The organism is Rhizobium sp. SYY.PMSO, from assembly GCF_046840415.1.
Classification (GTDB): domain Bacteria; phylum Pseudomonadota; class Alphaproteobacteria; order Rhizobiales; family Rhizobiaceae; genus Rhizobium.
The window spans coordinates 1,849,809-1,862,085 of the sequence record NZ_CP177350.1; the positions used below are offsets into that span (position 1 = coordinate 1,849,809).

General features: G+C 61.6%; 11 protein-coding genes. 5 read left to right on the top strand and 6 right to left on the bottom strand.

The genetic code is table 11. The annotated features are described in order from the left end of the window. Positions 1-15 precede the first annotated feature (15 nt). Positions 16-1,533, bottom strand: a complete 1,518-nt coding sequence (locus tag ACJJVH_RS26775; protein WP_412065612.1) for an aldehyde dehydrogenase (NADP(+)) — start codon at positions 1,531-1,533, stop codon at positions 16-18. 134 nt (positions 1,534-1,667) lie between these two features. Here ACJJVH_RS26775 and ACJJVH_RS26780 point away from each other — a divergent pair, with 134 nt between their 5' ends. Then, positions 1,668-2,705 (top strand): Ldh family oxidoreductase, encoded by a 1,038-nt coding sequence (locus ACJJVH_RS26780; RefSeq protein WP_113393282.1) that lies wholly within the window; start codon positions 1,668-1,670, stop codon positions 2,703-2,705. Positions 2,706-2,812: 107 nt separating this feature from the next. Here the strand turns inward: ACJJVH_RS26780 and ACJJVH_RS26785 are convergent, their stop codons facing one another. The 5 genes from ACJJVH_RS26785 to ACJJVH_RS26805 form a co-directional block, all read right to left on the bottom strand. Next, complete coding sequence (locus tag ACJJVH_RS26785; RefSeq protein WP_412065613.1) at positions 2,813-3,775, bottom strand: dihydrodipicolinate synthase family protein; 963 nt, start codon at positions 3,773-3,775, stop codon at positions 2,813-2,815. A gap of 122 nt (positions 3,776-3,897) precedes the next feature. Continuing rightward, positions 3,898-4,599 carry a GntR family transcriptional regulator gene (locus tag ACJJVH_RS26790; protein WP_112798957.1) on the bottom strand — a complete coding sequence of 234 codons (702 nt, stop codon included), beginning with the start codon at positions 4,597-4,599 and terminating at the stop codon, positions 3,898-3,900. A 175-nt stretch (positions 4,600-4,774) separates the two neighbouring features. Then, the gene (locus tag ACJJVH_RS26795) at positions 4,775-5,950 is read right to left on the bottom strand and encodes a M20 aminoacylase family protein (protein WP_162703985.1); all 1,176 of its coding nucleotides are present in this window, start codon (positions 5,948-5,950) and stop codon (positions 4,775-4,777) included. Positions 5,951-5,953: 3 nt separating this feature from the next. Next, positions 5,954-7,192 (bottom strand): Zn-dependent hydrolase, encoded by a 1,239-nt coding sequence (locus ACJJVH_RS26800; RefSeq protein WP_412065614.1) that lies wholly within the window; start codon positions 7,190-7,192, stop codon positions 5,954-5,956. Beyond that, positions 7,189-8,400 carry a diaminopropionate ammonia-lyase gene (locus ACJJVH_RS26805; RefSeq protein WP_412065615.1) on the bottom strand — a complete coding sequence of 404 codons (1,212 nt, stop codon included), beginning with the start codon at positions 8,398-8,400 and terminating at the stop codon, positions 7,189-7,191. Before ACJJVH_RS26805 ends, ACJJVH_RS26800 begins: the two co-directional genes overlap by 4 nt. 105 nt (positions 8,401-8,505) lie before the next feature. Between ACJJVH_RS26805 and ACJJVH_RS26810 the strand changes: the two genes are divergently transcribed. The 4 genes from ACJJVH_RS26810 (at position 8,506) to ACJJVH_RS26825 (ending at position 11,744) form a co-directional block, all read left to right on the top strand. Then, on the top strand, positions 8,506-8,988 hold the full coding sequence (locus tag ACJJVH_RS26810; RefSeq protein ID WP_412065616.1) for an Lrp/AsnC family transcriptional regulator: 483 nt from the start codon (positions 8,506-8,508) through the stop codon (positions 8,986-8,988). Between the two features lie 658 nt (positions 8,989-9,646). Then, positions 9,647-10,027, top strand: coding sequence for a hypothetical protein (locus ACJJVH_RS26815; protein WP_412065617.1), 381 nt, complete (start codon positions 9,647-9,649; stop codon positions 10,025-10,027). Positions 10,028-10,099: 72 nt separating this feature from the next. Further along, the gene (locus ACJJVH_RS26820; protein WP_412065618.1) at positions 10,100-10,369 is read left to right on the top strand and encodes a hypothetical protein; all 270 of its coding nucleotides are present in this window, start codon (positions 10,100-10,102) and stop codon (positions 10,367-10,369) included. A gap of 892 nt (positions 10,370-11,261) precedes the next feature. Beyond that, positions 11,262-11,744, top strand: a complete 483-nt coding sequence (locus tag ACJJVH_RS26825) for a ProQ/FINO family protein (RefSeq protein ID WP_112798945.1) — start codon at positions 11,262-11,264, stop codon at positions 11,742-11,744. Positions 11,745-12,277: the final 533 nt, after the last annotated feature.

The window sequence follows — 12,277 nt, forward strand, 5'->3', positions numbered from 1 at the left end:
CCTCACCATCGGCGATCAGTCGGCAAGGTCGTCGGGGAGCAGGCCTGCCGGCATGTTCTGATAGGATACCGGACGCAGGAATCGCCGGATCGACAAGGTGCCGACGCTGGTCGCGCCGAAATTTGTCGATGCCGGATAAGGACCGCCGTGAACCATCGAATCCACCACCTCGACGCCGGTCGGGAAGCCGTTGACCAGCACGCGCCCGGCCTTTCGCTCCAGCACCGGCAGAAGGCGGCGGGCCGCGGCGATATCGTCACCATCCATATGCAGCGTCGCGGTCAATTGACCGGCAAAGCCGCGGGCAAGGCTTTCCATTTCGTCGAGCGAGCCGACGCGCACCACAAGCCCGAGCGGACCGAACACTTCCTCTCCCAGCAGATGGTCCTGCAGGAAGGCCGCAGCCGTCGTTTCGAACAGATTGGGGGTGGCGCTGCGCCCAGATTGTTCGGTGAGCAGAAGAGGCTTGATCCCGTCGCGGGAAGCCAATCGCTGCTGGCCGTCACGATAAGCCCTGGCGATCCCGTCGGTCAGCATGGTTTGCGGCGCCATGCCGGCAAGCGTCTCGACAGTCGCCTTGACGAAGCGATCGGCGTCTGGGCCATCCAGCACCACGGCAATGCCGGGATTGGTGCAGAACTGGCCGGCTCCCATCGCGAGCGACCCTGCCCAGCCCTGTCCCATGGCTTCCGCGCGTGCCTGCATGGCGTGTGCGAGCACGAACATCGGGTTCACCGAACCAAGCTCGCCGAAGAACGGAATGGGCTCCGGACGCGCCGCACACAGGTCGAACAGCGCACGGCCGCCGGCCAGCGATCCGGTGAACCCGACCGCCTTGATCAATGGGTGCTGGACGAGAGCGTGTCCAACCTCGCGGCTGCCGCCCTGAATGAGGGAAAAGACGCCGGGATGCATGCCGGTCCTGCGGATGGCGGCGTCTACCGCCTCGGCCACGATCTCGCCGGTGCCGGGATGGGCGGAGTGGCCCTTGACCACGACCGGGCAGCCAGCCGCAAGCGCCGCCGCCGTATCGCCGCCCGCTGTCGAGAAGGCAAGCGGGAAATTGGAAGCCCCGAAGACGGCGACCGGCCCGATGGGGCGCTGAAGCAGCCGGGTTTCCGGGCGCGGCGCCGGCTTGCGATCCGGCAGCGCCGCATCGAAGCGCCGGTCGAGATAGTCGCCCTTTTCGATATGGTCGGCGAACAGGCGAAGCTGGGCGACCGTCCGGCCGCGCTCGCCCTCCAGACGCGCCTCAGGCAGGCCGGTTTCCTGGCTGCCGATCATGGTGATGGCGGCAGCCCGGGCTTCGATCTCCTCGGCGATCGCTCGCAGAAAAGCAGCGCGGGTGGCGCGCGTGGAATAACCATAGCTCCAAAAGGCCTCTTCCGCCGCCTCGCAGGCGCGGGCGACCAGCTCCACCGTACCGATGGAAAAAGCATGCGCTGGCCCGTGCGCCGGCGCGGAGGAAAAATGCCCCGCGCCTTCAAGCCATTGACCGGCAATCAGATGTTTTCCGTGAGGTGTGAAATCCATGGTATTCCCTTTCCCTTGCCGATGCGCTGAAATGCGTGATGGCGTTGCTTGTGGCCTGTCGATTTTTTGTATACTTTTTGTATTTACAATTTTCGCATCTAGGATGCAAGCAAGCGAAACATGGGAGAATTCAGATGAACGACGTCACCAGCCTGACGCCGGATGCGCTGCAAGGCCGCGTTATGGCGATCCTTTCGAAAGCCGGCCTCAGCGAACAGCAGGCGGCCGCAATCGCCCGGGTCATCGTCGCCGGCGAGCGCGACGCCTGCAAATCCCACGGCATCTACCGCATCGAAGGCGTGTTGCGCGCGGTCAAGGCCGGCAAGGCGGTGCCGGATGCGGTGCCCGTGCTGGAGCAGCGCGATGATTCCGCCATCGTCCGCGTCGATGCCAGAAGCGGCTTTTCCAATGCCGCCTTCGAGCTGGGCGCACCGGTGCTTGCCGAACGCGCTCGTCGCTTCGGCATTGCCGCGCTCGCCATCAACGACTGCACGCACTTCGCAGCACTCTGGCCGGAAGTGGAAGCCCTGACCGATCGAGGGCTTGCCGCCTTCGCCATGTGCCCGAGCTATTCCACCGTGGCCCCCGCCGGCGGCACGGCACCGCTCCTGGGGACGAACCCCTTCGCCTTCGGGTGGCCACGCCTCGACAATCCGCCTTACGTCTTCGACTTCGCCACTTCGGTTGCCGCGCGCGGCGAGATCGAACTGCATCGCCGGGCCGGCAAGCCCCTTCCGGAGGGCTGGGCCATAGATCCCGACGGCCAGCCGACCACGGATCCGGACGCTGCCCTCGCCGGCGCGATGCTGCCTTTCGGAGGCCACAAGGGCTCAGCCATCGGTACGATGATCGAGCTTCTGGCCGGTGTCATGATCGGTGATTTCACCAGCCGCGAAGCGCTGGACTATCTGGGTTCGACGGCGTTCGCTCCGCGTCACGGCGAACTCATCGTCGCCTTCTCGCCGGAGGCTTTCGCTGCCGGCCGGCCCGGAAATCCGCTTGCCCGCGCCGAAACTCTGTTCGAGGCAATCGTCGGCCAGGGCGCCCGCCTACCCTCGCAGCGTCGCTTCGCAGCCCGCGCTCGCGCGCAAAAGGACGGCATTCCGCTGACATCGGACGAAATCCGCCAGCTCGACCGGTTGCTGGAGCATGGCCTCGACGCCGTGGCCTGACCGAGCCGACGGCATGGCGAACACGGGGCAGGAAACCCCGTATAGAGCAGAAAAAAGGGGCCTTCGCAGGCCCCTTAAATTTAATGCGCAACGTGTGGCGACGGCCCTTACGCCCTGCACTTCTCGACCGCGCCGGGAAGCTTGCTCCACTCGGCGTACCAGGTGTTGAACAGCTTGAACTGCGCCTCGACATAGCCGCGCTGGCTTTCGTTCAGGGCATCGCTTTCGTTGAAGTGGAGTTCGTACTCCTTGTCTCCCTTCAGCACCATCATGTGCTTGAAGAAGAGAACCAGATCCGGACCTTCATCGAAGGACGAGAGGATGGCAAGCGCCTGCTCGAGTTCAAGCGCACGCCGGCGCGCATCGGCGTCACCGGCCGCTGCCGCCTGCGCAAGATTGCAGAGGTGGATGACTTCCTTGGGCAGAACGTTGCCGATGCCGGTGATGGCGCCGGTCGCGCCGCAGTTGACGAAGCCGTGGAAGACGGCCGTATCGACGCCGATCATCAGCGATACGTCATCATCTCGGCTGGTGATGTTTTCAGCGGCGTAGCGCATATCGGCCGGACCGCCGAATTCCTTGAAGCCGACGAGATTGGCATGTTCGGCGCGCAGGGCGAAAAACAGGTCGGCACGCGTCGCAAAGCCATAATAGGGGCTATTGTAGATGACGGCCGGAAGATCGGGCGCTGCCGACAGGATCGCCTTGAAATGTGCCTTCTGGGCAGCGATCACCGAACCGCGCGAGAGAACGCGCGGGATGACCATCAGGCCGCGAGCGCCGACCTTCTGTGCATGCGCCGCATGGGCGACGGCCGATGCGGTGTTGACGGCGCCGGTGCCGACGATAACAGGAATGCCCGCCTTCGCCAGACGCTCGACGCCTTCCATGCGCTGCGCGTCGGTCAGGAGCGGCCAATCGCCCATCGAACCGCAATAGACCACCGCCGACATACCCTCGGCAATCAATTGCTTACCCTTGCGCACCAGCGCGTCGAAATCAGGACTGCGATCGGCCTTGCACGGGGTCATGAGGGCGGGAATCACGCCGGAGAAAATGCTGGACTTCATCTGTCTATCCTCTTGGCTGGGAGTGAACCGGCACCGACCCAGCCGCATTCGCCGCCGCGCCCTACCGTCCTTGCAGCATTGATATACTCTTGTATTTAATTTGTCGACAAGAAATATGCAAATTAGAGCGTAATGTCGAGACGCTCTTCGCGCACCAGCAATTTCCGCACCTGACTGACGATCTGTTCGGCGTGTTCGCGTGCGAGACGCTCGGCAAGTTCGGTATCGCGCGCCGCGATGGCCGCGATGATTTCGTCGTGCTCTTCGACGAAGCGGCGCGGCAGGCGATCATTGTAGGATTGATAGTAAAGGCGAAGAATGCGCCGGCCTTCGTTTAAGAGCCGCGAGAAGAGGCTGGTGAAATAGGAATTGCGGCCAGCCTCCGCGATGGCGAGATGCAGGGCGGCGTTGGTGGAAATCATCGCCAGCGCATCCTGCGACTCGACCGCGTCGGCGAATTCCGCCTGAAGCGCGCGCACGACTTCCAGATCCTCCGGCCGATGATTTTTCGCCGCAAGCTGCGTCGTGACCCGGTACATCAGGACGAGCGCGTCGAAATAATTGTGCATGTTGAGAAAATCGATCTGCGATACCATGGTCGAGCGGTTGGGCAGGGTGTCGATCAGTCCCTCTCCGGCAAGCCGCACCAGCGCTTCGCGGATCGGCGTGCGCGACATGCCGAAGCGTTCGGAAAGCTGCACCTCGTCGATGGGGCTGCCCGGCGGCAGTTCCAGGTCCAGGATCTCGTCCCGCAAGATATCGTAGACCACTTTTACGCCGGAGCCGCGCTTGCGCTCGTTTCTGAGGCTTGTTTCATTATCCATGGCTAGCTGACCTCTTCTTTCAGCGTGAGAAATAAAGGCGCATGCCGGGTAAATCAACGGCGCTCTCCGGGCCTTGCCGGCACATGGGCAAGGACGCGCCCGAGAACGCGATGGGATCGTCATTGCAATTCGATTGCGGCGGGAATTTTCCCCGCCAGCGATGCTCTGACCGCTCTCACGGCCGGATCGGGGCGTTCCCCGCAAGACGTCTGCGGACGATGGCCGCGTGCAGACGCGCGCCATGGATCAGCCCGTCGTCGTTGAAATCATAGTTCGGATTGTGCAGCGGCGGCGAGTCCTGCCCGTTGCCGAGAAAGACGAAACACCCCGGAACGTAATCCAGGAAGCGGGCGAAATCCTCGGAACCGGTCATCGGCTCCTGTCTCACCTCGATGCTCCCGGGCTCGAACACATCTGCGGCGGCGGCGAACGCTTCTTCGGCAAGGGCCGGGTCGTTCAGCAGAGGAACGAACTCCCGCGTATAGATGACCTCCGCCGCGATATTGTACATGAGGGCCGTGCCCTCGGCGATGATCCGCATCTGCTTCTCGATCTCGGCGCTGACCTCGGGGCGGAAGCTGCGCGCGTCTCCGAGAATCCGGGCAAGGCCCGGCAGCGCGTTGCGCGTGCCGTCGGTGATGAGTTCGGTGACGGAGACGACACCGATGTCCGTCGGATTGAGCCGGCGCGAGACGATCGTCTGCAGGCTCGTCACGAGAGCGCAGGCCGCCACCAGCACCTCGTTGCCCGAATGCGGCCGGGCGGCATGACCGCCGATGCCGCGCAGCACGATCTCGAAATTATCCTCCGCGGACATGATCGCGCCGGAGCGGGTCTGGAAATGTCCCACGGGAAGACCCGGCATATTGTGAATGCCGTAAATCTCGTCGAATGGAAATCGCTGCATGATGCCGTCGTCGATCATGGCGAGTGCGCCCCTGCCCCATTCCTCCGCCGGCTGGAATATGAAGCGGACCGTCCCGTCGAAGCCGCTTTCTTCGGCAAGCAGTCTGGCGGCGCCGAGCAGCATGGCGGTATGGCCGTCGTGGCCGCACGCATGCATCACGCCCTCATTGCGGGACTTGTAGGGGCGGCTCCCCTGCTCCGGAATCCGCAGAGCATCCATGTCGGCGCGAAGCGCGATTGAACGATTGCCGCTGCCACGCCTCAGCGTGGCGACGACGCCCGTACCGCCCACGCCTTCCACCACCTCGTCAAGCCCGAACTCCCGCAGCTTCGACGCGACGAAGGCCGATGTGCGCTTTTCCTCGAAACCGAATTCCGGGTTTGCATGGAGGTGGCGTCTCCATTGCGTCATCTCCGATACCAGCCTGCCCATATCCAGCGCCATACCCTATTTTCCTTCCACCAGCTCGCGAACGACATCGAGAAGCACATTGGCACCCGCAACCAGATCGGCGTCCGCGGTAAACTCGCTTGGGTTGTGGCTGATGCCGCGCCTGCTCGGCACGAAGATCATCGCCGACGGGGCCATCCTGGCGATCATCTGCGCGTCATGGCCGGCGCCGGAGGTCATCCGCCTGCAGACAAGGCCACGCTCGCACGCGACCGCCTCGATGCTCTGCACGATTCCTGCGTCGAACTTCACGGGCTCGAACCTCGCCAGCCTCTTGACCGAGATGATAACATCTTCTTCCGCCGCCAGCCGATCGAGGAAAGCGCCCAGCGCAGCTTCCTCCTGCTTCAGCCGGTCCTCGTCCGGATCGCGCAGATCGACCGTGAACCTTGCCCGTGAGGGAATGACGTTGATGGCGTTCGGCTCGAAACTCAGGCAACCGACGGTCGCAACGGTCGGCGTGTTCGAGGCCTTGGCGCGGTGACGCAGGAAGGTAATGACCTGCGCTGCCGCATGCCCGGCATCCCTGCGCATCGAGATCGGCGTCGTTCCGGCATGATTGGCTTCGCCCTCGATGGTCACTTCCTGCCAGGATATGCCCTGAAGATTCTCCACCGCCCCGATCGCAATGCCCTCGCGCTCGAGGACCGGGCCCTGCTCGATGTGAAGCTCCACATAGGCATGGGGTTTCAGGAAGCCGGGCTCGTGCGGCCCGGCATAGCCGATCCGCTCGAGCTCGCTGCCGAGCACGGTGCCGTCGATCCCGACCGTCGACAGCGCCGCCGCGACGTCCAGCCCGCCCGCATAGACGAGCGACCCCATCATATCGGGCGCATAACGTACGCCTTCCTCATTCGTAAAGGCGGCAACGACGAGCGGTCGCGATGGAGCGAAACCGGCCTCCATCAGCGTCTGGATCACTTCCAACCCCGAAAGAACGCCATAGCAGCCGTCATATATGCCCGCATCGATGACGGTATCGATGTGCGAGCCGAGCATCAGCGGCGCCATGCCCTGCACGGCTTCGGAACGCCATATGCCGAAGATGTTGCCGATGCGGTCGACGGCCACCTCAAGTCCTGCAGCCTCGATCCAGGAGCAGAGCCGGTCACGTCCCGCCTTGTCTGCGTCCGATGCCGCAAGGCGTACCAGCCGGCCCTCGGCATCGCGACCAGTGGCGCCAAGATGGCGAAGGCGGTCCAGTAGGCGCCCCGCATCGATGGAAAAACTGCTCATGCGTGCCTCCCGTCGACATCGCCGCTTGCAACCGCTGCCGGTGACAGACCGACGATCTCTTCGTACTTGTCCGGATCGGTAGCGCCCTCAGTATTGACGAGGAAGATGCGCGAGTGTTCGTCTATCGAAAGCGCAGCTTTTACCGCGGGATCAGCCACCGCCCTCAACAGCCCGGCCAATCCGACGCCGCCGCTCTCGCCCGCAACGATCCCAGGGTCTCCGGGCGCAGGCCGGGCCAAGCGCCGCATCACCGAAATGGCGTCCTCCTCGTCCACCGTCATGAAGGCGTCGGCAACACGGGAGAGAACACGCCATGCGACGGGTGAGGGTGCATAGCATTCCAGCATCGCCATCACGGTCGGTTCCCCATGCGGCACAGTCACCGGATAACCGGCCCGCGCCGTTTCGAACAGGCAGGCCGCACGGGCGGGATCGACAACCGTCAGGGTCGGTCGCCTATCGCCGAGCGAGAGGGCGAGATGACCGGCAACGGCTGCGGCAATCCCCCCGACACCCGCCTGGATGAAGACGTGGGTGGGCACCTCGGGCATCGCCCCGACGGCTTCACGCACGAGGGCGGTATAGCCTTGCATCACCAGGCCGGGAATACGCTCGTAACCCGGCCAGGACGTATCCGATACAATCGTCCAGCCGTTCTCTTCTGCAATTCGCGCCGCCTCCTTCACGGAGTCGTCGTAGCTCCCGTCAACCCGGATCATCTCCGCACCGAAGCGGGCTATCGCGGCCACGCGTCCTTCGCTGACCCCTGCATGGACGAAGATCGCGGCCCGTCCGCCCACGAGTTGAGCGCCCTGCGCAACCGATCGGCCATGATTGCCGTCCGTCGCACAGGCGAAGGTCATCCTTTTCGCGACCTGCCTCACCGCCTGCGAATGCAATTCCGCGATATCGACAGGGCGGCGCAATAGTCTGGCAGCCTCCTCCAGAACAAGCTCGATGACCGCATAGGCACCCCCCAGCGCCTTGAAGCTGCCCAGCCCCAAGCGCTGGCCTTCGTCCTTGACGTGAATGGCCGCGACACCGATTTCCGCCGCCAGTCCGGGCAAGGACAGCAGCGGTGTCGGGGCATGATGATCGCGGTAGGTCAGGTGCCGCTCCACTTTCGCGGCCGCTGCCGCACCAAGCATGTCGGCGAAGCCGGGTTCAAGCGGCTGTCGATAGTCGGAATTGGTGTTCAGGATAAACATGGTAGCCCCGCTTTGCGTGTGTCGATGGAAACATATTGCAAACGGGGCGAAAGAAGCGCTGATATTCGACCTCATGTTTGCAAGTTTGTTTCACGGAGCCGACCATTGCCGCCTGCTATAGCGCCACAGCTGGATGCGTTCGACCGGAAGATTTTGGACATACTGCAACGGGACAATACGACTCCGCAAAGAATGATCGGCGAGATGGTCAACCTCTCGGCGCCGGCGGTACAACGACGCATCAAGCGCATGACGGAGGATGGCGTCATCAGGGCGAATGTCGCCGTGATCGATCCCGCCGCCGTCGGCCAGACGATCACCATATTCGTCGAAGTCGAAGTCATCAGCGAGACGGCAGCGCAGATCGAGGAGGCCAAACGGGCATTTTCCGCAGCCCCCGAAATCCAGCAATGCTACTATGTGACGGGCGAGGCGGATTTCGTTCTCGTCATCGTCGTGCCGTCGATGGCCGATTACGAAGCGCTGACACGCCGTCTCTTCTTCGGAAACAATAACGTCAAACGCTTCCGGACCTTCGTCGCCATGGACAGGATCAAAGTCGGGCTGAGCATTCCAACCGGGGGATGAGGAAAAGGCGGCGCTGAGCCAATGCCATGCCCGAAATTAGTCTCCTGAAGACGGAAAGCCCGCCAGGCTCACCCCTGTTCGCTTCCCGCGATTCCGAGCGCTGTCTTTCGGCAAAATCACGCGTCCCCAAAAGCTTCTGGCCGATGCCGCCAAGCGGATTCGAACCTTAAGCAAATTTGGAAAATTACTCGTATGAATAGATAGAATTTCGCTATACACGTATGAAAATGGAGACCATTCGCAGGGAGGGGCGCCACGGCGCGGATAGGGTCAGGCACAGTATTTTGAAATGACACCCGAGGCGCTCCGACGTCCGGGCATAGCAAGGAAAAATTGGGGGGTAAAAATGAAAAAGCTTATGATTTTCGCAGCCATCGGTACATTGGCTCTTTCCGGATTGACCAATGCCGCACCGGTCACGAGCGAGGGCGGATATGCATATGATAGAAATCAGTTGAGCGATCCCTCGGCCCTCAATTGGAATATCGAGGCATGCAGTCACGGCGCCATTACACCGGATACGCAGCGCTAACTCGCAAAACTCATGGGCGTTCCGGAGAGCCGGGTCCGTCTTGAGTTTTGTCGCCGGATTTTGACGGCCTATACGAAGGGTGCCATTCCCTACAATGACTACGTTCAGTTTGCCGGAAGCCACGTTATGACAGCAAGCATTTTGCGGGCTCTGAAGAACGCCGGTGCAGGCCCGCAGAAACCGCAAGGACGTAGACAAGACGATATCGTCCTGCCGGTTTCGGCGAAAATGGATTCCGGGGAGACGTTCAAGGGCTCGACCATTGCATCGCACGGCAACGGTCGCTTCGCGGTGCAGTCATCGCGGCGGTCGGTGAAATGTTCTGGCACCTACGACCTGCGGGATCGGCGCCCGACCGTTATTCTTCCGGTCAAATGTTCGGATGGCCGCACCGGCAAAATCGAGGTTACGAGAGCGCCGGATCTCATGTCGGCCTGGGGGAAGGTGAAGCTATCCGATGGAAGCACCGGACGGCTGACCGTCGGTTCGGTTCGCACGCCTCTGTGACAAGCAGGCGCAGCGCGCCTCACGGCCATATCGGCTTTCGGGCATTTCGGGAGGATACTCAGGGAGTTCGAGATGGATGCGAGGCTGGAACAGTTGATCCCGCCCCGCATCATTGATCAATCTTCCCCTCAGACGGCGCAGTTGCCAGCGCAATTTCAGAAACACTGCGCAGCGGCCTTCCGTCCAATATTGCGCAAAATTAAGGAGCGAGCGGTTTTGCGATTCCACGAAATGCAAGACCGCTTCGGACAGTCAAAAACTGACCGAGCGCCGCTGGGGCCGCCTCCCCTGTTCCTCATGACCATTCAGGCAGGTTTAAAGTCGAGCTGGGCAATAGATTGAGATTATAGTTAAAGCTTTACTTAGCCGAAGCTATTTGGCGTTTTGCTTCCGCTATCCATATGCTCCTGCTCGCACGCTTATAACAGGCGCGCTGGAAAGCCAGTCCCTATCGTTGACCACTGTTCCCGGTCCCGCTTGCTTCAGAAACCTGCACGCCAACCCATTGACCGGGAATTTGGACCGCGCGGAAACCCGCGTTACTTTGACTGCGACGTCCTTCTTCTCATGCGAGACGAAGGCGTCCTTCGAATTTGAAATCGGAGACTGGTTGCGCCGCTCTATGTATCGCCGCACCGGCCACCAGCCAATCGCTTATTGCAGCCATCTCCAGATTTTTTGACGAGGCCGGCGTATCATTCGGCACGGCTACGGCCGTCCAACGACCATACTTGCCTTCGCCATGAGGCGGCCCGGTTCATCGCATTCGCCGACAATCCCCCTCCCCTGCGACGGCATTGCTTGCACAGGAGCATTTTTCGGACTTCGACCCCGGTGAGCAGCATCGAGAACGGTCGCTGCCGATCTTAATCACGGACGACCGAAGCAGACAGCGGAAGGGCCAGTCTGGAGCGGCGCTGCAAACCGCCGACCTTTCCATGACCCGTCATCGACAGGCGCACGCGTGCGACACTGCGACGCTTTCGCAAGCAATTGTTGCCGATTACAACTTAGGTAGAAGAGCGCCGCGTACGCGACACTTTTCGCGGCTTGGCGCAAGCTATCCGCACAATCATAAAAACCCGTTAACCAAAACTTGCTGAGAGCGACGCCACCTCATATATGGTCGTCGACTTGGTATAAAAGCGGGCAGGCGAGCAAGATGTCTTTACTGTTCCGTCAAAATCACTTCACAATCAATCCGTAATGGAATTGCACGCAGAGGAACGATTTCATGGAAGAACCCTGGACGACCAATCGCGGGCCGATCGTTGCAACCGAGCTCGATGTCAAGAAGGCAGCTGCGATCAACACGCTCTTGCTTCGCCCGGTCGATATTTTGCCCGCCAAGGCCGGGGATCCCATTCGCCCTTTCGCGCTCGGTCTCTGGAATGAAATCCGTCCACTCCTGAAACCCGACGTCCCGGTCATGTCGCTGCGTCGCGCGACCAGCGCCTTTCTCCATTCCAAGAGATATTATTATGCCTGCGCCCAGCCGGACTCGATGCGGCACGATCTCGCAGGCAATCCCGTCGAGCCGCTTTCGACCGAGGACCGGTCGGCAGCCCAAGAACGCCTGAACGCCTTGCGGCAGACCTCCGCGAAGGTGGAAGCTCGTCGCGACGAACCGCCCTCGCCTCCGCCCGCTGTAAGCAAAGCCGAGTTAATCCGCGCCTCTCTCCTGCGCAGCAAACGCTCCGATCGCGCCGCACGGTGACAGGCGGCGGCGCTTGAACCCGCAGCCATGCTATTGCCAGCAGTTGGAATCGCCACGAGGCGGTTCTTTCGATGAAGCGGCCACGGCGGCATTTGATCCGCGATATCGGCTAGCCCATCCCAATTCCTTTTGAAGGCCAGAAACGAACGCATCTCCGCCTCGACGCATGGCAAGCCGCGCTGAAGCCCGGCCGGTAGTCCGCGGACTACCTTTCGATTGACGAGCCTGCTCGCGGAAACCATCAGCGACACAAGCGTCTCCCGTTAAATCCCATATTTCTGCCGAGCGCGTCGTCCGCGGACTACTCTTTGTTCGAAGCTGAAAGCCCGCACCGGAATCGTAATATTCGCAGCCCTTGCTCGAACCGGCGTCGCAGCAAAAGTCGCCTACCCGATGTTCACTGGAGCGCGAAAAGGCGCCTAAAACTGCTCTTTATCTAAGCATTTGTAAAACAGCCACGAATCGGAGCATATTGTAACTGCGTAGTTCAGTAGCGTTCCGTCACAATTGCGCAGTTAATTGGGAAAATAACC